The sequence below is a fragment of the Paraglaciecola aestuariivivens genome (assembly GCF_052983255.1).
Genome location: NZ_JBRKBA010000001.1, coordinates 1 through 21,179, shown reverse-complemented (window position 1 = coordinate 21,179; position 21,179 = coordinate 1). Strand labels below are relative to the sequence as shown.

Here is a 21,179-nt window from a genome sequence, read left to right as displayed (position 1 = left end):
TAAGCTGAGTTATAGTGTCTACTAGTTTGAGTTAGAGCAAAACCTTTCATGAGTGCAAAAAAAATATTATTGATTGACGATGACATTGAATTTAGTCAGTTATTAGAAGCTTATCTTAGGCCTCAAGGGTATGAGATTGAAATGGCTCATGATGGAGAGTCAGGTTTAAACTTAGCCACCTCAAATAACCACTATGATTTAATCTTGTTAGACGTGATGTTACCTAAATTGGATGGGTTTGAAGTGTTACAAAGATTGAGAAAAAGCCATCTTACACCTGTTTTAATGCTCACCGCTAAAGGTGACGATTACGATAAAATTTTTGGCTTGGAAATGGGCGCGGATGATTATTTAGCGAAACCTTTTAATCATAGAGAATTATCGGCCAGAATTAACGCCTTAGTGCGCAGAATGGCGTTATTGCCCAGTAACAGTACTCAGAAAACCTTAGTTCTAGATGATGTGACCTTGTCGCCTACTGCACAACAAGTGCACTGCGCTGGACAATTATTAGAACTCACTGGCACTGAATACGCCATTTTGCACCTACTGATGATTAACCAGGGCAGTTTAGTTAGTAAAGAAGATATTAGTGAAAAAGTCTTAGGTAGAAAGTTGGCAGCCTTTGATCGCAGTATAGATATGCACGTGAGTAATTTACGCAAAAAATTAGCCGCGTATAGCCCCACAGAAAAAATCAAAACCCACAGAGGGGCGGGGTACGTATTTGTGGTGAACTCATGAGCTGGATAGCTAATATCAATCCTGCAAAACATTTATTTCTAAAGGTATTTTTATACTTTTGGTTAGCTACCTTAGTGATATTTTTTAGTGCAATTTGGTTAGCCAAACAAATAGATTCTGAGACAAGGTATTTACCATTAGAATCGCGCCATCAAAAGGCCTTAAATCAGGCAACGAAAAGGCTGCAGGGTTATATCAGCAAACATCAAACAAAATATGAGCTAGCTGAAATAATTAGCCGCAATGCAAGCCGTCATCCCTATGCTTGGGTTGTGGTGGATCCTGATACTGGTGAAATTCATTATTATGGCTTTAGACGCAGACAACCAGCCCAGTCGGCCTTTCAAAATTTTGATATACACAGCCCACCTTTGCGCATCCTAGTTGAGGGCTTTAGTATTTTAGGTCCCAGTAACATTAACCATCAGCAGCAATCATTTTTAGTCTTTTTAGCCTATCCCAAACCTATGGATAGTATGCGTACTATCAGACGCGACTACCCTTGGTTGTTCACATTTTTAATGTTTTCACTAAGTGGTGGCTTGTGTTACCTGTTTGTACGCAGCTTATTAAAACCCATAGGGCAATTAAGGCAGGCTTCAAAGCGCATGGCTGAGGGCGAGCTAGGAGTGCAGGTTGGTAGCGCCAGCAAGAGGTTAGATGAAATTGGCCAATTAAGCCGTGATTTTAATACTATGTCTAAACAAGTTGAAAACTTGCTCAGTAGCCAAAAACGCTTATTGGCCGATGTATCACACGAGTTACGTTCACCTCTAGCCAGATTACAATTAGCCATAGGCATTGCTCAACAACAACTAGAGTCAGGACAAGGCCAGCAAAGTCCAGATGCATTACTACGAATCGAAAAAGAAGCGTTGCAAATTGAGTATATGATTGCGCAAATCTTAACCTTGTCTCGGCTAGACAATGCAGAGCCTATGCAGGGGATCCAACAAATTAGGCTAGATGAGTTTATGTCACCTGTTATCGCTGATGCTAAGTTCGAAGCACAGCAAAATAATAAGCGTCTTGAATATCAAAACCAAGTTGCAGAAGAAACCCTGTTAAATATTCAGCCTCAATTATTAACCAGTGCCATTGAAAATATTATTCGAAATGCTATCCATTATTCACAGCAAGACATAATGGTATTGGTGCAAAGGCAAGGAGAAAAGTTAGTTTGGCAAATTGAAGACGATGGCAGCGGTATAGAAGAAAGCCAAATTTCGCTGATTTTTAATGCTTTTTATCGTGAGTCTACTGCCAGAGATAGAAATAGCGGTGGAGTGGGGCTAGGATTAGCCATAGCGCATCAAGCCATTCAAAAGCATCAAGGCACGATAACCGCTAAAAATGGTAAAACTGGTGGCTTGCAAGTCACAGTAAGCATTCCTATAAACTAAGATTAAATAAATAGGCATGGGTTAAATATGCGGGTAGCACAAATCATGACGCAACCTGTGGTCACAGTAGAACTAGACGACAGATTAGCTGTAGTGAAAGAAATTTTTGATAACGCTAAATTTCACCACTTATTAGTGGTAGAAAAAGGCAAATTGTATGGGGTGTTGTCAGATCGCGATTTACTTAAGGCCATCAGTCCGTTTTTAGGCACAGAACAAGAAACTATACACGACAAAGTGACCCTAAATAAAAGGGTACATCAAATCATGAGTCGCAAGCCTATTACCCTAAAAGCCGATGCCGATGTTTACGATGCCATCCACTTATTTAATCAACATAGTATTTCTTGTATCCCTATTGTAGATGACAATAATCAGGTGCTGGGCATAATGAGTTGGCGCGATATTTTGCAAACCATAGAAGCTATCCACAATAAGAAGATGGCCAGCAAGCAGTAAAAACTGATGTAATAAAGTAGGCATTTTCAGGTAAGCTAGCCGGCAAGTTTTTTCAAAAAAATGTATTTGCCCAATGTCAATGTCTACTGCTTATAAACTGTTTAATCAAACGCAACTCGCAACGGCTTATCAAGAGGTCATCCAGCCTTTTTGGCAATCTCAAGTTGAACAAGGGCAGTTTTTAGGCAAAGACCAAGTTCAACTTGCCTATGCCTTTGTACTTCATCCAAAGCCGCTAGGCACTATAGTGATATCTAGTGGCCGCATAGAGTCTTATCTAAAATATAAAGAGGTGGTTTACGATCTCTACCAAAATGGCTACTCGGTGTTTATTCACGATCATAGAGGGCAAGGGTTGTCGGCACGATTGCAGCCTAACAAGCATATGGGCTATGTGGCAGACTTTGCAGACTATGTAGCAGACTTTTTTATTTTTATGCAACAAATTGTCAACCCTAAAACACAACACAAACCTAGGCTGCTATGTCATTCAATGGGTGGAGCTATTGGTGCCTTAACTGTGTTGAAATATCCAGATCTGTTTGAAAAAGCGGTGTTTTCTGCCCCTATGTTTGGCATTCGTCCGGTACTACCTAAATGGCTAACCACCTTGTTGTTAACTTTTCATACTAAAATTAATTCTCAAGTCGCTTATTTCTTTGGGCAAAAAGATTATGAAAACCAAGCTTTTACTAGTAATGAGCTTACGCATAGTGAGGTTCGTTATGAGTTTTTTCGCCATGAATATCAGCAACAACCCGAGTTACAACTAGGGGGGGTAACAGCAGATTGGTTAAAGGCCGCGGTAGTAGCTATGGATACTATAGAGCAGCAAGCTCAGGACTTTCCTATTCCAGCGTTAGTTATCCAAGCTGGGGCAGACAAAATTGTCGACAACAAACGTCAAGGGCGGGTGGCGCAAAAAATGCAAAATACCCAAACCATAGTGATAGACGGCGCTAAACATGAATTGCTGGCAGAAACCGATAATTATAGAAATCTATGTATGCACACTTTATTAGACTTTTTTGCCGCGCGGCCAGTTTAAAAGCTAATTTATACTAGAGAAGCAAGGGGAGTTTGTTAAAATCCCCGTCACTAATTCTTTTAATGACTATTTATTATGCTCGACATTGTGTTGTATCAACCTGAAATTCCCCCAAACACAGGCAATATTATTCGCTTGTGTGCAAATACGGGTTTTGCTTTGCATTTAATTGAACCATTAGGTTTTGATTGGGATGATAAGAAAGTCCGTAGAGCAGGCTTGGATTATCACGAGTTTGCCAAAGTGCAGCGCTACCCAAATTTACAGGCTTACTTAGACGCGCGCGCACCCAAACGTTTATTTGCCTGTACCACTAAAGGTAAAGCCTTTTTTGCTAAAGTTGACTATCAGGCAGGTGATGCCTTGTTGTTTGGGCCCGAAACCCGAGGGTTACCAGACGATATCATTCAATCTTTGCCAGCCGAGCAAAGAGTACGTATCCCTATGTTGGCCGATAGCCGTAGTATGAATTTATCCAATGCGGTATCAGTGTTTGTTTATGAAGCTTGGCGTCAACTTGACTTTGAAGGGGCGGTCTAGCCCCGCCTTTTAGATAAAAGCAAAAGCATCGCCATATAAAGAGGTTTTATCTAACCCTAATTTACAGAACTCTTCACGTACGGTTTTGGCCATGTCAAAACGCCCAGCGACGTACAAGTCAAAGTCGGCAAAGTTATGTTTGTCATTAATAACAGCTTGATGAACCCAGCCAGTTTTACCAGGCCAATTTACCGGTGGAAACTCTAACACTGGAACAAAATGAAATAATGGATGTTGCTTTTCGAGTTCAGTGAGTTGTGGCAGGGCATACATATCTTCAATGGTGCGCGTGCCCCAATATAAATACACTGGGTGTTTAAGCCCTTGAGCTAACAATTGCTGTAAAATAGAATAGGTATAAGAAAAGCCAGTACCACCGGCGAGTAAAATAATAGGTTTTTCCAGATCACCTTGTAAAAATGCCTCACCCAAACCACCTTCAAGCTCTACTTGGCCGGCTTGTTGCATTTTTTCTATCACTTCACCGGCATATTGATTGCCTGGCTCAGCCCCTATATGTAATTCAATGGCACCATCTTCACTTGGCGCATTAGCAATCGAAAAAGGGCGTTTGTCATTTTCCCCCATCACTACCTGAACATACTGCCCTGCGATAAAAGTTAGGGGAGTAGAAGGCCTTAAGACAATACGTTTAACTGTGTCGGTGAGGGGTTCAATTGTTTCTACCTTAGAAGGTGTACTTTGCATGGAAATTCTCTGCTTAACTGACTACTTTGACTAAGCCTAATTGAAATAACCTTTGATATTCATTGATTAGCGCTTTAGTCTCAAGTGGTGGATTATAAACACATGCGTGCGGTTATACGAGTTGTAATCTAAGCAAAGCGCCAGTGGATTAACATTAACCCTAATAAAGTGCTGGTTAAGTACAAGAGTAAAACCATCAAGGGACTTATTTAAGCGGTTAATCAATATAAATTATGAGGAATAAAAATGACTTTTACGTCTGATATGATTGCAGAGTTAAATCTATTATTGAAGTTTCCAAATAAAAGTTTAATGCAGGGCATAAAAATACATCACGATGCCGAGCCTGAGTTAATTGAAGCGGCTAAACGCCTACACGACAAGGGCATAGTCACCTTGCCAGATGGGGGCTACCTTACTGACTTGGGGCATGATTTGTTTGAACATGCGCATGTTTTACAGTTGGCATTAAGGCCTCAATAAGGCTAATGAGTTGAGTTCAGGTAAACAGGCTAAAGTGAGCCTTTAGCATTTTAGCTCTGTTGCCGATACAGCAATAAATGCTCACGGGATAGTCGGTTTTTATGTTTAGTGTTAGAAATGTTTTTTTATTTATTTTGCTTGGTGGGTTTAGTCTTAGCCTCAAAGCTGCAGATGAAATTAAAGCCGTGCAATTGTACTCGCAAGATGAATTGCTAAAGCTGATTAATAAAAATGAACATTTATCGCGAGTGGTTTTAGACAAGTGCCAATTAGTGCAAGACATTCGTGCACGAGCCGAAACCTTAAAAATTCCTAGTTACCAGTTTTTATGGGGAGATATGTTAGCCTGGGGCGTATGTGTCGAAGCTGATCCTGAACGAGGCATCTATTATATGAACTTGGCAGCTGAGCAAGGCTTGGCTGCAGGGTTAGAGCAGCTAGGACGTTACTATGCAACTGGCAAATTAGTCCAACAAGACAAAGAGCGAGCCGTTGTTTTGTTGCGCGAAGCCTCAGTTCTTGGGCATTTAAAGGCTCAAATTCAATTAGCTGAACTTTTTATCGATGGTTACGGCAGCCCCTATGACTTTGAAGATGCCTATCATTGGTTATATAACGCAATAACTGCCGACAAAGCCTTACACGCCAAGATTGCCAAGTGTATGAGCGAGTTAGAAAAGCTGATGCATCCCAAGGCAGTGCGAAAAGCTAAACGACCGTTAAACTCCTAAGATTTTAGTGGTACTTTGGCTATAATCTGCGCAATTTCTACGCTAAATTGGCGAATAAATAGCTAAACATTAAAAAAAAGCCGAATAGCTTGATGCCATTTAGTTATACTTGTCGGCAATTCATCCAAAAGTCAGGAAAAGCCTCGCCCTATGAGCGACGACCCATTTTACCAACGCGAAAAAGAAAAATACGACAAACCTGTTGCCAGTCGTGAATATTTACTCGAATTACTTACCCAAGCTAAAAAGCCTTTATCTTTTTTAGAATTTTGCCAACTCCTTGATGCCCATGACGAAGACAGTCGTATTGGGATCCAGCGCCGTTTACGTGCAATGGAAAGAGAAGGCCAAGTTGAATTTAATCGAGATAAAAAATACGCCAAATTAAAGCAAGAAGAATTGATTCAGGGACGCGTCATTGGTCACAGAGATGGGTTTGGTTTTCTCAAGCGTGATGATGGTGAAAAAGACTTATTTATTCACAATGCTCAAATGGCCACTGTGTTACATGGCGATATTGTCTTAGTCAAAGAAAGCGGCACAGATAATCGCGGTAGACGAGAAGCTCGCATTGCTAAAATTGTGGAGCCGCGCACAGAGCCTATAGTAGGACGTTATTTTTTTGAAAATAATGTAGGGGTAGTGATCCCCGATGACAGCCGAATTAACCACGAAATTATGATCCCAAAAGAGCAAACTAACGGCGCTCGTCAGGGACATGTGGTGGTGGTAGATATAGTTCAGCGCCCTCGCAAACGGGTCAATGCCATAGGAAAAGTGGTTGAGGTACTTGGCGAGCATATGGCGCCGGGTATGGAAATTGATATGGCCTTGCGCACCTTTGATATTCCGCATACTTGGCCCAAAGGTGTTAACAAACAAATAAAAGGCCTAACCGAACAAGTCCCAGATGAAGCCAAAGCAGGGCGAATCGATCTTAGGCAATTGCCGCTAGTAACTATAGATGGCGAAGATGCCCGAGATTTTGATGACGCAGTATTTTGTGAGCCACTCGATGATGGGGGCTGGCAATTGTGGGTAGCCATTGCTGATGTGAGCTATTACGTCAGACCTGGAACTGCGCTAGACAGCGAAGCGCAAAATCGCGGTAACTCAGTGTACTTCCCAGAGCAAGTGATCCCCATGTTGCCAGAAGTATTATCTAATGGTTTGTGTTCACTTAATCCACAAGTAGACCGTTTGTGTATGGTTTGTGAAATGACCATCAGCCAGACCGGTAAATTGGTTCAGCATCAGTTTTATGAAGCGGTAATGAATTCACATGCTCGACTAACCTATACCAAGGTGTGGAATATTTTGCAGGGCAACCCTGAGCTACACAAACGTTATGCTGAACAAGTGCCGCATTTAAAAAATCTGCATGATATGTACCGCACCCTTAAGCGCACCCGCAAACAACGGGGGGCAATAGAGTTCGAAACTCAAGAAAGCAAGTTTGTGTTTAACGCCCAACGTAAAATTGAAAATATTGTTCCCGTGACTCGCAACGATGCACATAAACTCATTGAAGAGTGCATGATTTTGGCCAACGTATCTGCAGCACAAACAATTGAAAAGCACCAAGCTGAGGCTTTGTTTAGAATTCATGACGAACCCGATCAAGATAGGTTAGGGGCGTTTTTATCTTATTTGGCTGAAGTGGGCATTAGTCACCACATTGGGCAAGAAGTGAGCCCGCAAGACTTTACTGAGGTCATAGAGAAAATCCAAGGTCGAGCCGATCAAGAACTGATCCAAACCATGCTGTTACGTTCAATGAAACAGGCGGTATACGATCATGAAAACATCGGCCATTTTGGTTTAGCCCTTGAAGCTTACGCGCATTTTACTTCGCCAATTCGTCGCTATCCCGACTTAGTAGTGCACAGGGCATTAAAAAGTATTATCGATAAACAGCAGCAACGAAAAAGTAAAACCGGTGGCAAGGCTTATACAGTTGACGAAGTTGAAGCCTTAGGTGAGCAGTGCTCAATGACAGAGCGCCGGGCAGACGATGCAACCCGTGATGTGTCTGATTGGTTAAAATGCGAATTTATGCAAGATCATGTGGGTGATGTGTTTGAAGGGGTGATTGCCTCAGTTACCAACTTTGGTTTTTTTGTTCGTTTAGCAGAGTTTCATATAGATGGCTTAGTTCACATTACTTCCTTAGAACAAGATTACTTCCGCTTTGATGAAACCAAACAATATTTGATTGGTGAGCATACCGGCAAAGTTTATCGTTTAGGTGATGCTGTCGAAGTTAAAGTGGCTGCGGTTAATTTAGATGAACGAAAAATCGATTTTATCCTTGATGGTGCTGATGCTAAAAACACTAAGCGCGTAAATAAGCGCAAACCCGCAGGCAAAAAAAGCCCAGTAAAAGCGGACACACCAACAAAAGATAAAAAGAAAAGTAAAAAGAGCCTAAGCAAAAAAGGCCGCCCTGCGAGCAAGTCTAAGTCTAGTCGCAATAAGCCTGCTAGCTCTTCAAGAAAAGGTAAAAAATAAGATGGCACAACAAGAATGGTTATACGGGATCCACGCCTTAGAATCTGTTATTGCGCGCGAGCCAGAACGTTTAATTGAACTCTTTGTGTTAAAAGGTCGTGATGACAAGAGTGTGCATGCCATAGTCAATCAAGCAAGACGTTTTGGTGTATCTGTGCAGTTTTGTCAGAGAAAAACCTTAGATGACAAAGTAGAAGGTGGTCAACACCAAGGGGTAGTGGCCAAAGTCAAACCTGCCAAACAATACAATGAGAACGACTTAGCTAAGTTAGTGGAGTCTAGTAAACAGCCATTTTTGTTAATTTTAGATGGCGTAACAGATCCGCATAATTTAGGCGCCTGTTTACGAACCGCAGATGCGGCTGGGGTTGACGCAGTTGTAGTGCCTAAAGATAAATCTGCAGCACTAACACCTGTGGTTCGTAAAGTGGCCTGCGGTGCTGCAGATGTGATCCCTTTGGTTCAAGTAACCAATCTGGCCCGTACCTTACGCGACTTACAAGATGCAGGAGTATGGATAGTAGGAACAGCGGGCGAAGCTGAAAACAATATTTATGACTGCAAATTACAAGGCCCTATGGCTTTAGTTATGGGCGCCGAAGGTAAAGGCATGCGCCGGTTAACGCGCGAACATTGTGATGAACTAATTAAATTGCCTATGGCCGGCTCTGTATCTAGCTTAAATGTTTCGGTTGCCACTGGAATATGTTTGTACGAGATTGTCCGCCAAAGAACAGCATAGAAAGAGTTGATTGATCTCTGAGTGAGCAATAGTTATAACTAGACATAATAACCACACAAGAGTGAAAAATTATGTCGATTAAGTCACCGTTATCTATGTTTTACCATTGGGAAAAAAATGCTGCTGACAAGGTTTACCTCAGGCAGCCAGTCAATGGTACGGTGATCGACTTTACCTGGAAAGAAGCGGGCGACCAGGCCAGAAGGGTGGCGGCCAGTTTACTTGCCATGGATTTACCCAAGGGCAGTCACATAGCACTTTTGTCAAAAAATTGCGCTGAATGGTTTATTACCGATTTGGCTATTATGCTGGCTGGCCATGTATCTGTACCTATTTATGCAACTGCCAGCGAACAAACTATTCAATATGTGTTAAATCATGCTAAATGTCCGGTGATTTTTGTTGGTAAGTTAGATGACACCACAAAACAAGTAGCGGCTATAGATGACAGTATTGAAATTTGGGCTATGCCTTATCCTGATATTCCAGCCGATAAACAATGGCAGCAACTATTACAAACTGAGCCTCTAACACAAAACCCAGTTCCGCCCTTAGACTCGGTAATGACAATAGTTTATACCTCAGGCAGTACCGGCAACCCCAAAGGCGTAGTACACACATATCACTCTATTGGTTGGGCGGCATCTAACTCGTTAGACGAGTTACAGGTAAATCAAAACGACCGTATGTTAAGTTATTTACCTTTAGCTCACATAACCGAGCGTGTGTTAGTAGAACAAGCGAGTTTTTATTCGGGTATGCGTATCGACTTTATTGAGTCACTCGAGACTTTTTCGCGTGATATTACTCGAACAGAGCCCACACTCTTTATCTCAGTACCGCGCTTATGGACACGTTTTCAAATGGGGGTGTTAGCTAACTTACCTCAAAGCAAACTAGATAAATTATTAAGTATTCCATTGATTGGTGGCTTAATACGTAAAAAGATCCGCCGAAAACTCGGCTTAGCTAAGGCCAGGTTATGTGCCAGTGGCTCAGCACCTATTTCGACTAGCACCCTGGAGTGGTTTAGAAAACTAGGGATTAATATCTCAGAAGGCTGGGGCATGACTGAAAATAGTGCTTATGGTACCTGCTGTGTTCCTTTTAGGGTGGATAAGATTGGTTGTATCGGCAGAGCCTATGATGGGGTAGATATTCGTATTGCAGAAAACGGCGAAATCCAAGTAAAAGCGCCATGTAATATGCAAGAGTATTATTTAGAGCCAGAAAAAACTGCTGAGGTGTTCACCGAAGATGGGTACTTACGTACCGGTGATCAGGGAAGTATGGATGCCGATGGTTATATAAGAATTACCGGTCGCTTAAAAGAAATATTTAAAACCTCTAAAGGCAAATATATCGCCCCTGTACCCATTGAGTCTAAATTGATGGCTAATTCCTATATAGAGCAGGTTTGTGTAACAGGTTCGCACTTAAAACAACCCATTGCATTAGTGGTGTTATCTGAAGCTGCGCTGCAAAAGCCTATGGCGCATATTGAAAGTGAGTTAGCAAAAACCTTAGACGAGGTTAATGCAACTCTAGAAAGCCATGCGGTGCTCGACAGAATAATAATAATGAAAGATCAGTGGACAGTGGAAAACGCGCTGCTCACTCCCACTTTAAAAATTAAAAGGCAAAGTTTAGAAGATCAATATGCCGATTTAATTAACCACAACTATACACAAGCTATAGTTCACCAAGTGGCATGATACTAGGTGCCTTTGATTTACTGTCTATTGGTTGGGTTAATAAATAGTTAACCCTGCCTTAGCTTATATAGGCTGAGTTAAGATAAATCGGTCACTCACTATTATTTGTATAGAAAGATTGCCAAATACCTAGTTTAGCCAAGCAAAAGACAGTGGATTGTTCTAGTTACAAATAAACTGACCTTAGCCAGAGCCTTATACGGCCTTAGTTTAACGCCTTAATATTGTATAAATACTGGCTTAACCAGGCTTACCCTAACTTTGTTAGAATATTTTCAAATTCTACTATCGCAGCATAGAGTTTTCTGTTAGTATTTCGCGCCCTTTTAACTGGGGTATGTATAAAAAAGCAGCTAAAGCCTGTTTTTTTGCAGCTAAACGACTCGGGAGAGTCTTAATTTTAACAGCGGAGCACTAACATGATCCAAATGCAAACTAACCTGGATGTTGCCGATAACTCGGGAGCTCGCAGGGTTCAGTGTATTAAGGTTCTTGGTGGCTCGCATCGCCGTTATGCACATATTGGTGACATCATTAAAGTTACTGTTAAGGAAGCAATTCCTCGCGGTAAAGTAAAAAAAGGTGATGTACTAAATGCAGTGGTGGTGCGTACTAGAAAAGGCGTTCGTCGTCCTGATGGATCTTCAATCCGTTTTGACAGCAACGCAGCTGTTTTGCTTAACGCAAACAAGCAACCGATTGGTACGCGTATCTTTGGTCCGGTTACAAGAGAACTTCGTGTGAACAACATGAAGATCGTCTCTTTGGCCCCTGAGGTACTATAAAGGAGTCACGATATGGCTAATAAAATTCGTCGTGATGATGAAATCATCGTTTTAGCTGGTAAAGATAAAGGAAAACAAGGCAAAGTCCTTAAAGTTCTTCCTGCTTCTAACCGTCTAATCGTTGAAGGTGTTAACCTAATCAAGAAGCACACTAAACCTAACCCTCAATTGGGTGTGGCTGGTGGAATTGTTGAAAAAGAAGCATCCATTCACGTATCAAATGTAGCGATTTTCAACCCTAAAACGGGTAAAGCAGATCGTGTGGGTTTCCGTCTTGAAGGTGAGAAGAAAGTTCGTTTCTTCAAATCAGACGGCGAACTAGTTTAATTAATTGGAGAGTACGATGGCGAAACTGCATGATTTCTATAAAGACTCAGTTGTAGCCGAACTTGCTAAGCAGTTCGATTACAAAAGCGTCATGCAAGTCCCTCGGATTGAAAAAATCACTCTAAACATGGGTTTAGGTGAAGCGGTAGCAGACAAAAAGGTATTGGAAAATGCCACGGCTGACATGCAAGCAATTGCTGGTCAAAAGCCTGTTGTAACTGTTGCTCGTAAATCTGTTGCGGGTTTTAAAATCCGTGAAGGTTATCCGATTGGCTGTAAAGTAACCCTACGTGGTGAACGTATGTGGGAATTCTTTGAACGTTTAGTTTCAATTGCAATTCCTCGTATCCGCGATTTCCGTGGCTTAAATCCTAAGTCATTCGATGGTCGTGGAAACTATAGCATGGGCGTTCGTGAGCAAATTATCTTCCCTGAAATCGATTTCGATAAAGTGGATAAGATACGCGGTATGGATATCACTATCACTACCAGCGCACAAACCGATGCGGAAGCACACGCTTTATTAAGCGCGTTTAACTTCCCGTTTAAAAAGTAAGGTGTAGGGTTATGGCAAAAGAATCAATGAAAGCGCGCGAAGTAAAACGTGCGAAGCTAGTTGCTAAGTACGCGGTAAAACGCGCTGCGCTTAAAGCAACTATCAGCGATGTCAACTCTTCTGACGAAGAACGTTGGGATGCTGTTCTTAAGCTACAACAACTGCCACGTGATTCATCTGTAAGTCGCAAGCGTAACCGCTGCAACATTACAGGTCGTCCACATGGTTTCCTACGCAAGTTTGGCATGAGTCGTATCAAGTTGCGTGAAGCAGCGATGCGCGGTGAAGTGCCTGGCTTGAAAAAAGCCAGTTGGTAAGGGGTAGCTGATATGAGTATGCAAGATCCTATCGCGGATATGTTCACCCGCGTACGTAACGGTCAGATGGCTTATAAGGTTTCTGTATCTATGCCATCTTCTAAAGTACGTGTTGCAATTGCAGCAGTATTAAAAGAAGAAGGTTACATTACAGACTTTACAGTGTCTGGTGACGTTAAGCCGGTATTAGAAGTTACGTTAAAGTACTTCGAAGGCAAAAAAGTAATCGAAAGCATCGAGCGCGTAAGTCGCCCTGGCCTTCGCATCTATAAGAAAAAAGATGAGTTGCCAAAAGTAATGGGTGGTTTAGGTGTAGCTATCGTGTCTACCTCTAAAGGTGTGATGACTGACCGTGCAGCGCGTAAAGCGGGCATGGGTGGTGAGATCATCGGCTACGTAGCGTAAGGGGAATAAAATGTCACGTATAGCAAAAGCTCCTGTTGATATCTTATCTGGCGTAGAAGTTACTATCGCTGGCCAAGAAATCACAGTAAAAGGTAAAAACGGTTCATTGACCCGTGTATTTAACGAAGCAGTTGAAGTTGTACAGGAAGAAAACCAATTAGTAGCTAAGCCTCGTGAAGGCCAAGCTAACGGTTGGGCTCAAGCCGGTACTGCTCGTTCTTTGTTAAACAACATGATTGTTGGTGTTGCCGAAGGTTTTGAGAAGAAATTATTGTTAAATGGTGTTGGTTACCGTGCTCAAGCACAAGGTAAGAAACTAAATTTAACTTTAGGTTTCTCACACCCTGTAGCATACGAAATGCCTGAAGGTATTTCGGTTGAAACTCCTAGTCAAACTGAAATCGTCGTCAAAGGCGTTGATAAGCAGTTGATAGGTCAGGTTGCAGCTAACATCCGCGCTTACCGTCCGCCAGAGCCTTACAAAGGTAAAGGTGTTCGTTACGCAGATGAAGTTGTGCGTCGTAAAGAAGCTAAGAAGAAATAGGAGTCGGTACGATGGATAAGAAATCAGCTCGTTTACGTCGCGCTACTCGTGCACGTAAGAAAATTAGTGAATTGGCCGCGCATCGCTTGGTTGTTAACCGCACACCACGTCACATATACGCTCAGTTAATCGCTCCAAGTGGTTCTGAAGTATTGGCGTCGGCTTCAACAGTTGAAACTGAACTAGCAGGTAGCCTTAAGGGCACTGGTAACTCAGCGGCAGCAGCGGCTATTGGTAAAGCGATCGCAGAACGCGCTATTGAAAAAGGCATCAAATCAGTTGCTTTTGACCGTAGTGGGTTCAAATATCACGGTCGAGTTAAAGCATTAGCTGACGCCGCTCGCGAAGCTGGCCTTCAGTTCTAGGAGTTAATTATGGCTAAAGTAGAAGTTCAAAACGGCGGTGATCTGTTAGAAAAGCTAATTGCCGTAAACCGTGTATCTAAAGTAGTTAAAGGTGGTCGTATCTTTAGCTTCACTGCTTTGACAGTAGTAGGTGACGGTAACGGTCGTGTAGGTTTTGGTTACGGTAAAGCACGTGAAGTGCCTGCTGCAATCCAAAAAGCTATGGAAAAAGCACGTCGCAATATTGTGACTGTTGATCTTAATGGCAACACGCTACAGCACCCGATTAAAGGTCGTCACTCAGGCTCTAAAGTATATATGCAGCCAGCATCTGAAGGTACCGGTATTATTGCCGGTGGTGCGATGCGTGCAGTACTAGAAGTGTCTGGTGTACAAAACGTACTTTCAAAATGTTACGGATCTACCAATCCAATTAACGTTGTGCGTGCAACTATCAATGCGTTGACAGAAATGAATTCGCCTGAGTCAGTTGCCGCTAAGCGTGGATTGTCTGTATCAGAAATTTTGGGGTAATTGAACATGGCTAAGATGATAAAAGTAAAGCAAACAAAAAGCTCTATCGGTCGTCTACCTAAACACAAAGCTACGCTTACTGGTTTAGGTCTACGTCGCATCGGTCATGTTCGTGAACTAGAAGATACCCCTTCTGTCCGTGGCATGATCAACCGTGTTTTTTACATGGTTGAAGTAGTGGAGGAGAAATAAATGTATTTAAATACTTTGGCTCCTGCACCTGGAGCAAAAAATTCTGGTAAACGTGTGGGTCGTGGTATGGGCTCTGGTCTTGGAAAAACTGGTGGCCGTGGTCACAAAGGTCAAAAGTCTCGCTCTGGCGGGTCTGTTAAGCCTGGTTTTGAAGGCGGACAAATGCCAATCCAACGTCGCCTACCTAAATTTGGTTTCACTTCACGTAAATCTATGGTTTCTGACCAAGTTACGTTGAGCGAAATTGCAAAGGTAGAAGGTGATGTGGTTTCACTTGAAACTTTAAAAGCAGCAGGTCTAGTTAAGAAAGAAATGTTGTTCGTTAAAGTTATGAAAAGTGGCGAAATTTCACGTGCCGTAACGGTTAGTGGTTTAAAGGTATCAAAAGGCGCTCTTGAGTCAATCAAGGCTGCTGGCGGTAAAGTAGAGGAATAGGCTAGATGGCTAAACCAGGACAGGATTCAAGCGCCAAAGGCGGCTTGAGCGAGCTTAAATCAAGATTGTTGTTCGTACTTGGTGCGATCATAGTATTTAGGTTGGGTTCTTACGTACCTATTCCTGGTATTGACGCTGCGGTGTTAGCTCAATTATTTGAGCAACAGAAAGGCACAATCGTTGAAATGTTTAACATGTTCTCCGGTGGTGCGCTTGAACGTGCGTCAGTTCTAGCCCTAGGCATCATGCCTTATATTACAGCTTCAATTATCATACAGCTGATGTCTCATATGCATCCGCCTATGATGGAGCTAAAAAAGGAAGGCGAAGCAGGACGTCGTAAAATTAGTCAATACACTAGGTACTTCACTTTAGTATTGGCTTCTTTCCAAGCAGTTGGAATCGCGACTAACTTACCTAACCTAATTCAAGGTTTGGTAATTAACCCTGGCTTTGGTTTTTACTTTACAGCATGGATCAGCTTAGTTACTGGAACTATGTTCCTTATGTGGCTAGGTGAGCAAATTACAGAGAGAGGTATTGGTAACGGTATCTCTATTCTGATTTTTGCCGGTATTGTATCGGGTTTGCCTTCAGCATTAGGTAATGTTGCAGAGCAAGCGCGTCAAGGTGAATTAAACTTATTATTCTTGATTTTAGTGGGCGTTATTATTATCGCCGTTACTTACTTTGTTGTATTTGTTGAGCGTGGCCAACGACGTATTGTTGTTAACTACGCAAAACGTCAACAAGGTAGAAAAGTATTTGCTGCTCAAAGCACGCATTTACCACTAAAAGTAAATATGGCCGGTGTTATACCGCCTATCTTTGCATCAAGTATTATTTTGTTTCCTGGAACCATTGCAAACTGGTTTGGTCAGAATGAGTCACTTTCTTGGTTACAAGATGTGGCACTACAGTTGTCTCCTGGACAACCTTTGTATGTGATGTTGTACGCTGCGACTATTATGTTCTTCTGTTTCTTCTATACTGCGTTGGTATTTAACCCTCGCGAAACAGCAGATAACTTGAAGAAATCTGGTGCTTTTGTACCTGGTATTCGTCCTGGTGAGCAAACGTCTAAATATGTTGATAAGGTAATGACTCGCCTTACTTTGGCAGGTGCTCTTTACATAACCTTTATATGTTTAGTGCCTGAGTTCATGTTAATCGCTTGGAATGTTCCATTCTATTTTGGCGGTACATCACTACTTATTATGGTAGTGGTAATCATGGATTTCATGGCGCAGGTGCAGACCCATTTGATGTCACATCAATATGAGTCTGTTCTTAAAAAAGCTAACCTTAAAGGCTACGGCCGTTAAGTTAGCTATTTACGGAGTGATGAAATGAAAGTTCGTGCATCCGTCAAGCGGATTTGCCGTAACTGTAAAGTCATTAAGCGCAACGGTGTTGTGCGTGTGATTTGCAGTTCTGACCCTAAGCATAAGCAAAGGCAAGGTTAATCGACTGGATTGGGGGTCGTCTAGATACACTAGCGCCTCAATCCTTAATTGCAATTTAGTCGTTGGGTAAGTATCCTATCGGGCTTTTTAGGCTAACGACTATTAAATATAAGGAGTACTGTTAATGGCCCGTATCGCTGGCATTAACATCCCTGAGCACAAGCATACTGTAATTGCGCTATCTGCAATTTATGGTGTTGGCTCTACACGTGCGAAAAGCATTTGTGTAGCCGCGGGTGTTGCAGAGAATACTAAGATCAAAGATCTTAATGAAGAACAGATCGATAAGTTACGTGATGAAGTAGCTAAATTCACAGTTGAAGGTGACCTTCGCCGTGAAGTATCGATGAGTATTAAACGTTTGATGGACTTAGGTTGCTTCCGTGGTATTCGCCACCGTCGTAGTCTTCCTCTACGTGGTCAGCGCACTAAGACTAACGCGCGTACCCGTAAAGGTCCTCGCAAAGCTATAAAACGATAAGCGGGGGATATTATGGCTAAAGCACCAACCAAAACGCGTAAGCGCGTAAAACGTCAAGTTGCTGATGGTATGGCTCATATCCATGCTTCTTTCAACAACACTATAGTGACTATTACTGACCGTCAGGGCAACGCTCTGTCATGGGCAACATCAGGTGGTTCAGGTTTCCGTGGTTCACGTAAATCTACCCCATTTGCTGCTCAGGTAGCTGCTGAACGTGCTGGTACAGCCGCTCAGGATTACGGTTTGAAAAACATAGAAGTGTTCGTTAAAGGTCCAGGTCCAGGTCGTGAATCTGCGATCCGAGCTTTGAACGCTGCTGGTTATAAAATCACTAATATTACCGATGTGACACCTATTCCTCACAACGGTTGTCGTCCACCGAAAAAACGTCGCGTTTAATCGACGGACAGTTGGAGAAAGATCATGGCAAGATATTTGGGTCCAAAACTCAAACTTAGCCGTCGCGAAGGAACAGATTTATTCCTTAAAAGCGGCGTTCGAGCAATCGATTCGAAATGTAAAATTGATACCGCACCTGGTCAACATGGCGCCCGTCGTGGCCGCTTGTCAGACTATGGTGTACAGCTACGTGAAAAGCAAAAAGTTCGTCGTATGTACGGTGTTCTTGAAAAGCAATTCCGTAACTACTACAAAGAAGCAGCACGTTTAAAAGGCAACACAGGTGAGAACTTGTTACAGCTTTTAGAGCAGCGTCTTGACAATGTTGTATACCGTATTGGTTTTGCTAGTACTCGTGCTGAAGCACGTCAACTAGTAAGCCACAAAGCCATTTTGGTTAACGGTAAGGTTGTTAACGTTCCTTCTTTTAACGTTTCTGCTGAAGATGTTGTGTCCGTTCGCGAAAAAGCGAAAAAGCAAGCACGTATCGTTGCTGCTTTGGAACTAGCGGATCAGCGTGAAAAACCAACTTGGATTGAAGTAGACAACAAGAAAATGGAAGGCACATTTAAACGTGTTCCTGAAAGAACAGACTTGTCTGCTGAAATTAACGAACAGTTGATCGTCGAACTTTACTCTAAGTAAAGCTTAAAGAAGAGAGGAAACAATGTCGGGTTCTGTAACTGAATTCTTAAAACCAAGATTAGTTGAAATTGATAACGTCTCGTCAACTCGCGCAAAGGTCACACTTGAGCCTTTAGAACGTGGGTTTGGCCATACGCTAGGTAACGCGTTACGTCGCATCTTATTGTCTTCAATGCCAGGATGTGCTGTAACAGAAGTTGAAATCGATGGTGTATTGCACGAATACAGCACCAAAGAAGGCGTACAAGAAGACGTTATTGAGATATTGCTTAACCTTAAAGGTTTAGCCGTGCGTCTTGAAGGCAAAACTGAAGCAACACTAACTCTAGTGAAATCCGGTGCGGGCCCAGTATTAGCTGGTGATATCCAGCATGATGGCGATGTGGAAATTGTTAATCCTGACCATGTAATTTGTACTTTAACTGGCGAAGCTGAAATCAGCATGCGTATTAAAGTAGAAATGGGTCGTGGTTATGTTCCTGCATCAACTCGTCGCTCTTCAGAAGAAGATGATCGTCCTATTGGTCGTTTATTGGTAGATGCTTCGTATAGCCCAGTTGATCGTATATCTTACAATGTTGAGTCTGCGCGTGTTGAGCAAAGAACCGACCTTGATAAGTTAATTATCGATATGGAAACAAATGGCACAATCGATCCGGAAGAAGCAATTCGTCGTTCAGCTACAATTTTAGCTGAGCAATTAGACGCATTTGTTGAACTTCGTGATATTTCTGAGCCAGTTGAAAAAGAAGAAAAACCGGAATTCGATCCGATTTTACTTCGTCCAGTTGATGATTTAGAACTAACCGTTCGTTCAGCTAACTGTTTGAAAGCCGAAGCCATACAATATATTGGTGACCTAGTACAACGCACCGAAGTTGAGTTGTTAAAAACTCCTAACTTGGGTAAAAAGTCTCTAACAGAGATTAAAGACGTACTAGCTTCTCGTGGACTGTCTCTAGGCATGCGCTTAGAAAACTGGCCACCAGAGTCAATCGCAGAAAAAGATTAATTAGCTATTAAGCTAATTTGTAAAGAAGGATAAAACTATGCGCCATCGTAAGAGTGGTCGTCAGTTAAATCGTAATAGCAGCCATCGTCAGGCGATGTTTCGCAACATGGCTGGTTCTTTGGTAAAGCATGAGTTGATTAAAACAACTTTGCCAAAGGCGAAAGAACTGCGTCGCGTAATTGAGCCTCTTATCACGCTTGCTAAGCAAGACAGTGTAGCTAATCGCCGTTTGGCAATGGCTCGTACTGGTGATAAAGAAGTTGTTGGTAAATTGTTCAACGAACTAGGTCCTCGCTATGAAGCGCGTCCTGGTGGGTACATTCGTATATTAAAATGCGGATTCCGTACTGGTGATAAAGCACCTATGGCCTACGTTGAATTGGTTGACCGTCCAGAAGTTGAAGCAGTCGAAGAGATTGAAGAAACTGAAGCGGAATAAGCAATCGCACTAAATAAAAAAGCCAGACTTAGGTCTGGCTTTTTTGTGTCTGAATTAAATTTATTTATCTTTTATTATCTGCGCTACTTCTTCTTTAGTCGCTCCACCATTTAACGCATAAGTTTCTAGTTCGGTTAAATCGACACCGGCATTATGTGCGGTTTCAATAATTTTTAACACATGCTCCCTTTGTGCACCTGACTCACGTACTGCGGTAGTAATCACACTTTCTGCATCATTGGGAAAAATAGCCAATAAGGCTTCAACCGCATACTCTCCTACAAATGGCACAGCGCTAATAGCTGATTGTAAAATATCCACAATTTTATTCGGATGTTTAATTGCCAAAGACTGCACTATATAGTCTGCTGAATCTGGTTCGGTAATGACCGCAACCCTAACGATTTCTTTTAATTCTTCCGGGGTGGAATTAGCTGCAGCTGTTACTACAAAATCAACATAACTCGGATCAGCGTTAATGGCGGTTTCTACAATACTAGTGCAATTACTTATGCCTTTGCTTAATGCAATGGTCACCACATCTTCTGCTAAGGTGGGTTGCGCAGATATTGCAGCATGAATGATTTCTTTATACTTATCTGGATAAAGATCTAGTGCAGTAGACACAATAGCAGGGGCATTTTGTGGATAATGATTAACAATTGATTTAATCGCTCGCCCGACAGTAATGTTTTGATCTACCTGTAACTGTATAAATTTTTCACTGATTTCAGAAGTGGGATAGGATGATTGCTCTGCTATAGCCATGTTGAATGGGTTAAAGCAACCTAGTACCACGGTTATACCTACTAATTTCTTCATATCTACAACACCACAACTTTATTTATGAACTGAGTATGACATCCGTGCCGCGAAAAGATTCAAATTATCAACTTTTGTTCATAAGGTAAACTCTTTGTGTAAAAACTAGCCACTTAGTTAAAGTATTGCAAATTAATTAAGTATAGGGGTTGACGCATGCGTATAAATCTCTAGAATGCGCGCCTCGCTTAAGGGATGCTTTTCAAATCGAAAACAAAGCGAAAATAGATGAAAGGAAACAATAAAAAATAAATTAAAATTTTTTATTGACATCAAATGGAGATAGCGTAATATGCGCCTCCCGCTTGAGAGGGTCTTCGGACAGTATCTTAAGCCGCTAACTCAGGTTAGCAATGCTCTTTAACAATTAGAACAAGACAATCTGTGTG

General features: G+C 42.1%; 29 protein-coding genes. 27 read left to right on the top strand and 2 right to left on the bottom strand.

Annotated features, from left to right (window positions below):
* Positions 1–48 precede the first annotated feature (48 nt).
* From ACVCDT_RS00145 to trmL, 5 genes are all read left to right on the top strand, one after another.
* Positions 49–744 carry a response regulator gene (locus ACVCDT_RS00145; RefSeq protein ID WP_447130711.1) on the top strand — a complete coding sequence of 232 codons (696 nt, stop codon included), beginning with the start codon at positions 49–51 and terminating at the stop codon, positions 742–744.
* On the top strand, positions 741–2,147 hold the full coding sequence (locus tag ACVCDT_RS00140; protein WP_447130710.1) for an ATP-binding protein: 1,407 nt from the start codon (positions 741–743) through the stop codon (positions 2,145–2,147). Before ACVCDT_RS00145 ends, ACVCDT_RS00140 begins: the two co-directional genes overlap by 4 nt.
* A gap of 27 nt (positions 2,148–2,174) precedes the next feature.
* Complete coding sequence (locus tag ACVCDT_RS00135; RefSeq protein WP_447130709.1) at positions 2,175–2,606, top strand: CBS domain-containing protein; 432 nt, start codon at positions 2,175–2,177, stop codon at positions 2,604–2,606.
* Positions 2,607–2,685: 79 nt separating this feature from the next.
* Positions 2,686–3,654, top strand: a complete 969-nt coding sequence (locus ACVCDT_RS00130; protein WP_447131260.1) for an alpha/beta fold hydrolase — start codon at positions 2,686–2,688, stop codon at positions 3,652–3,654.
* A 75-nt stretch (positions 3,655–3,729) separates the two neighbouring features.
* Positions 3,730–4,194, top strand: a complete 465-nt coding sequence (gene trmL, locus ACVCDT_RS00125; RefSeq protein ID WP_447130708.1) for a tRNA (uridine(34)/cytosine(34)/5-carboxymethylaminomethyluridine(34)-2'-O)-methyltransferase TrmL — start codon at positions 3,730–3,732, stop codon at positions 4,192–4,194.
* Between the two features lie 9 nt (positions 4,195–4,203).
* Here trmL and fre read toward each other — a convergent pair whose 3' ends face one another.
* The gene (fre, locus tag ACVCDT_RS00120; RefSeq protein WP_447130707.1) at positions 4,204–4,902 is read right to left on the bottom strand and encodes an NAD(P)H-flavin reductase; all 699 of its coding nucleotides are present in this window, start codon (positions 4,900–4,902) and stop codon (positions 4,204–4,206) included.
* Between the two features lie 246 nt (positions 4,903–5,148).
* On the opposite strand from fre, the gene ACVCDT_RS00115 reads away from it, so the two are divergent.
* The 22 genes from ACVCDT_RS00115 to rplQ all read left to right on the top strand — a co-directional run bounded on the left by ACVCDT_RS00115 (position 5,149) and on the right by rplQ (position 19,968).
* Entirely contained in the window at positions 5,149–5,385 is a 237-nt protein-coding gene (locus ACVCDT_RS00115; protein ID WP_447130706.1) for a TIGR02647 family protein, read from the top strand.
* A gap of 101 nt (positions 5,386–5,486) precedes the next feature.
* Positions 5,487–6,116: a tetratricopeptide repeat protein gene (locus ACVCDT_RS00110; RefSeq protein ID WP_447130705.1), complete on the top strand. Its 630-nt coding sequence runs from the start codon at positions 5,487–5,489 to the stop codon at positions 6,114–6,116.
* Between the two features lie 150 nt (positions 6,117–6,266).
* Positions 6,267–8,627: a ribonuclease R gene (gene rnr, locus ACVCDT_RS00105; protein WP_447130704.1), complete on the top strand. Its 2,361-nt coding sequence runs from the start codon at positions 6,267–6,269 to the stop codon at positions 8,625–8,627.
* Between the two features lies 1 nt (position 8,628).
* Positions 8,629–9,369: a 23S rRNA (guanosine(2251)-2'-O)-methyltransferase RlmB gene (gene rlmB, locus ACVCDT_RS00100; protein ID WP_447130703.1), complete on the top strand. Its 741-nt coding sequence runs from the start codon at positions 8,629–8,631 to the stop codon at positions 9,367–9,369.
* A gap of 71 nt (positions 9,370–9,440) precedes the next feature.
* On the top strand, positions 9,441–11,084 hold the full coding sequence (locus tag ACVCDT_RS00095) for an AMP-binding protein (RefSeq protein WP_447130702.1): 1,644 nt from the start codon (positions 9,441–9,443) through the stop codon (positions 11,082–11,084).
* Between the two features lie 419 nt (positions 11,085–11,503).
* Positions 11,504–11,869: a 50S ribosomal protein L14 gene (gene rplN, locus ACVCDT_RS00090; protein ID WP_447130701.1), complete on the top strand. Its 366-nt coding sequence runs from the start codon at positions 11,504–11,506 to the stop codon at positions 11,867–11,869.
* Positions 11,870–11,881: 12 nt separating this feature from the next.
* Positions 11,882–12,196: a 50S ribosomal protein L24 gene (rplX, locus tag ACVCDT_RS00085; protein WP_447130700.1), complete on the top strand. Its 315-nt coding sequence runs from the start codon at positions 11,882–11,884 to the stop codon at positions 12,194–12,196.
* 16 nt (positions 12,197–12,212) lie between these two features.
* On the top strand, positions 12,213–12,752 hold the full coding sequence (gene rplE / locus ACVCDT_RS00080) for a 50S ribosomal protein L5 (RefSeq protein ID WP_447130699.1): 540 nt from the start codon (positions 12,213–12,215) through the stop codon (positions 12,750–12,752).
* An 11-nt stretch (positions 12,753–12,763) separates the two neighbouring features.
* Complete coding sequence (gene rpsN, locus ACVCDT_RS00075) at positions 12,764–13,069, top strand: 30S ribosomal protein S14 (RefSeq protein WP_158971311.1); 306 nt, start codon at positions 12,764–12,766, stop codon at positions 13,067–13,069.
* A 12-nt stretch (positions 13,070–13,081) separates the two neighbouring features.
* Positions 13,082–13,474, top strand: a complete 393-nt coding sequence (gene rpsH / locus ACVCDT_RS00070) for a 30S ribosomal protein S8 (RefSeq protein ID WP_447130698.1) — start codon at positions 13,082–13,084, stop codon at positions 13,472–13,474.
* 10 nt (positions 13,475–13,484) lie between these two features.
* On the top strand, positions 13,485–14,018 hold the full coding sequence (gene rplF / locus ACVCDT_RS00065; RefSeq protein WP_447130697.1) for a 50S ribosomal protein L6: 534 nt from the start codon (positions 13,485–13,487) through the stop codon (positions 14,016–14,018).
* An 11-nt stretch (positions 14,019–14,029) separates the two neighbouring features.
* The gene (gene rplR / locus ACVCDT_RS00060; RefSeq protein WP_215927674.1) at positions 14,030–14,383 is read left to right on the top strand and encodes a 50S ribosomal protein L18; all 354 of its coding nucleotides are present in this window, start codon (positions 14,030–14,032) and stop codon (positions 14,381–14,383) included.
* Positions 14,384–14,392: 9 nt separating this feature from the next.
* Positions 14,393–14,896 carry a 30S ribosomal protein S5 gene (gene rpsE / locus ACVCDT_RS00055; protein WP_215927676.1) on the top strand — a complete coding sequence of 168 codons (504 nt, stop codon included), beginning with the start codon at positions 14,393–14,395 and terminating at the stop codon, positions 14,894–14,896.
* Positions 14,897–14,902: 6 nt separating this feature from the next.
* Positions 14,903–15,088 (top strand): 50S ribosomal protein L30, encoded by a 186-nt coding sequence (gene rpmD, locus ACVCDT_RS00050; RefSeq protein WP_447130696.1) that lies wholly within the window; start codon positions 14,903–14,905, stop codon positions 15,086–15,088.
* Complete coding sequence (rplO, locus tag ACVCDT_RS00045) at positions 15,089–15,523, top strand: 50S ribosomal protein L15 (RefSeq protein WP_215927680.1); 435 nt, start codon at positions 15,089–15,091, stop codon at positions 15,521–15,523.
* Positions 15,524–15,528: 5 nt separating this feature from the next.
* The gene (gene secY / locus ACVCDT_RS00040; protein ID WP_447130695.1) at positions 15,529–16,848 is read left to right on the top strand and encodes a preprotein translocase subunit SecY; all 1,320 of its coding nucleotides are present in this window, start codon (positions 15,529–15,531) and stop codon (positions 16,846–16,848) included.
* A 24-nt stretch (positions 16,849–16,872) separates the two neighbouring features.
* A complete protein-coding gene (gene rpmJ, locus ACVCDT_RS00035) occupies positions 16,873–16,989 on the top strand; it encodes a 50S ribosomal protein L36 (RefSeq protein WP_007104309.1) in 117 nt (38 codons plus the stop codon).
* A gap of 124 nt (positions 16,990–17,113) precedes the next feature.
* A complete protein-coding gene (gene rpsM / locus ACVCDT_RS00030) occupies positions 17,114–17,470 on the top strand; it encodes a 30S ribosomal protein S13 (RefSeq protein ID WP_235313407.1) in 357 nt (118 codons plus the stop codon).
* A 12-nt stretch (positions 17,471–17,482) separates the two neighbouring features.
* Positions 17,483–17,872 (top strand): 30S ribosomal protein S11, encoded by a 390-nt coding sequence (gene rpsK / locus ACVCDT_RS00025; protein WP_007625676.1) that lies wholly within the window; start codon positions 17,483–17,485, stop codon positions 17,870–17,872.
* Positions 17,873–17,896: 24 nt separating this feature from the next.
* Complete coding sequence (rpsD, locus tag ACVCDT_RS00020) at positions 17,897–18,517, top strand: 30S ribosomal protein S4 (RefSeq protein ID WP_447130694.1); 621 nt, start codon at positions 17,897–17,899, stop codon at positions 18,515–18,517.
* 22 nt (positions 18,518–18,539) lie between these two features.
* On the top strand, positions 18,540–19,529 hold the full coding sequence (locus ACVCDT_RS00015) for a DNA-directed RNA polymerase subunit alpha (RefSeq protein WP_447130693.1): 990 nt from the start codon (positions 18,540–18,542) through the stop codon (positions 19,527–19,529).
* A gap of 37 nt (positions 19,530–19,566) precedes the next feature.
* Entirely contained in the window at positions 19,567–19,968 is a 402-nt protein-coding gene (gene rplQ / locus ACVCDT_RS00010) for a 50S ribosomal protein L17 (protein WP_447130692.1), read from the top strand.
* Between the two features lie 60 nt (positions 19,969–20,028).
* On the opposite strand, the gene ACVCDT_RS00005 is transcribed toward rplQ, so the two are convergent.
* Positions 20,029–20,736, bottom strand: coding sequence for a hypothetical protein (locus ACVCDT_RS00005; RefSeq protein ID WP_447131259.1), 708 nt, complete (start codon positions 20,734–20,736; stop codon positions 20,029–20,031).
* Positions 20,737–21,179: the final 443 nt, after the last annotated feature.

Coding starts and splice junctions, on each gene's coding strand:
- ACVCDT_RS00145 (WP_447130711.1), top strand. CDS start 49: ATGAGTGCAAAAAAAATATTATTGATTGACGATGACATTGAATTTAGT.
- ACVCDT_RS00140 (WP_447130710.1), top strand. CDS start 741: ATGAGCTGGATAGCTAATATCAATCCTGCAAAACATTTATTTCTAAAG.
- ACVCDT_RS00135 (WP_447130709.1), top strand. CDS start 2,175: ATGCGGGTAGCACAAATCATGACGCAACCTGTGGTCACAGTAGAACTA.
- ACVCDT_RS00130 (WP_447131260.1), top strand. CDS start 2,686: ATGTCTACTGCTTATAAACTGTTTAATCAAACGCAACTCGCAACGGCT.
- trmL (WP_447130708.1), top strand. CDS start 3,730: ATGCTCGACATTGTGTTGTATCAACCTGAAATTCCCCCAAACACAGGC.
- fre (WP_447130707.1), bottom strand. CDS start 4,902: ATGCAAAGTACACCTTCTAAGGTAGAAACAATTGAACCCCTCACCGAC.
- ACVCDT_RS00115 (WP_447130706.1), top strand. CDS start 5,149: ATGACTTTTACGTCTGATATGATTGCAGAGTTAAATCTATTATTGAAG.
- ACVCDT_RS00110 (WP_447130705.1), top strand. CDS start 5,487: ATGTTTAGTGTTAGAAATGTTTTTTTATTTATTTTGCTTGGTGGGTTT.
- rnr (WP_447130704.1), top strand. CDS start 6,267: ATGAGCGACGACCCATTTTACCAACGCGAAAAAGAAAAATACGACAAA.
- rlmB (WP_447130703.1), top strand. CDS start 8,629: ATGGCACAACAAGAATGGTTATACGGGATCCACGCCTTAGAATCTGTT.
- ACVCDT_RS00095 (WP_447130702.1), top strand. CDS start 9,441: ATGTCGATTAAGTCACCGTTATCTATGTTTTACCATTGGGAAAAAAAT.
- rplN (WP_447130701.1), top strand. CDS start 11,504: ATGATCCAAATGCAAACTAACCTGGATGTTGCCGATAACTCGGGAGCT.
- rplX (WP_447130700.1), top strand. CDS start 11,882: ATGGCTAATAAAATTCGTCGTGATGATGAAATCATCGTTTTAGCTGGT.
- rplE (WP_447130699.1), top strand. CDS start 12,213: ATGGCGAAACTGCATGATTTCTATAAAGACTCAGTTGTAGCCGAACTT.
- rpsN (WP_158971311.1), top strand. CDS start 12,764: ATGGCAAAAGAATCAATGAAAGCGCGCGAAGTAAAACGTGCGAAGCTA.
- rpsH (WP_447130698.1), top strand. CDS start 13,082: ATGAGTATGCAAGATCCTATCGCGGATATGTTCACCCGCGTACGTAAC.
- rplF (WP_447130697.1), top strand. CDS start 13,485: ATGTCACGTATAGCAAAAGCTCCTGTTGATATCTTATCTGGCGTAGAA.
- rplR (WP_215927674.1), top strand. CDS start 14,030: ATGGATAAGAAATCAGCTCGTTTACGTCGCGCTACTCGTGCACGTAAG.
- rpsE (WP_215927676.1), top strand. CDS start 14,393: ATGGCTAAAGTAGAAGTTCAAAACGGCGGTGATCTGTTAGAAAAGCTA.
- rpmD (WP_447130696.1), top strand. CDS start 14,903: ATGGCTAAGATGATAAAAGTAAAGCAAACAAAAAGCTCTATCGGTCGT.
- rplO (WP_215927680.1), top strand. CDS start 15,089: ATGTATTTAAATACTTTGGCTCCTGCACCTGGAGCAAAAAATTCTGGT.
- secY (WP_447130695.1), top strand. CDS start 15,529: ATGGCTAAACCAGGACAGGATTCAAGCGCCAAAGGCGGCTTGAGCGAG.
- rpmJ (WP_007104309.1), top strand. CDS start 16,873: ATGAAAGTTCGTGCATCCGTCAAGCGGATTTGCCGTAACTGTAAAGTC.
- rpsM (WP_235313407.1), top strand. CDS start 17,114: ATGGCCCGTATCGCTGGCATTAACATCCCTGAGCACAAGCATACTGTA.
- rpsK (WP_007625676.1), top strand. CDS start 17,483: ATGGCTAAAGCACCAACCAAAACGCGTAAGCGCGTAAAACGTCAAGTT.
- rpsD (WP_447130694.1), top strand. CDS start 17,897: ATGGCAAGATATTTGGGTCCAAAACTCAAACTTAGCCGTCGCGAAGGA.
- ACVCDT_RS00015 (WP_447130693.1), top strand. CDS start 18,540: ATGTCGGGTTCTGTAACTGAATTCTTAAAACCAAGATTAGTTGAAATT.
- rplQ (WP_447130692.1), top strand. CDS start 19,567: ATGCGCCATCGTAAGAGTGGTCGTCAGTTAAATCGTAATAGCAGCCAT.
- ACVCDT_RS00005 (WP_447131259.1), bottom strand. CDS start 20,736: ATGGCTATAGCAGAGCAATCATCCTATCCCACTTCTGAAATCAGTGAA.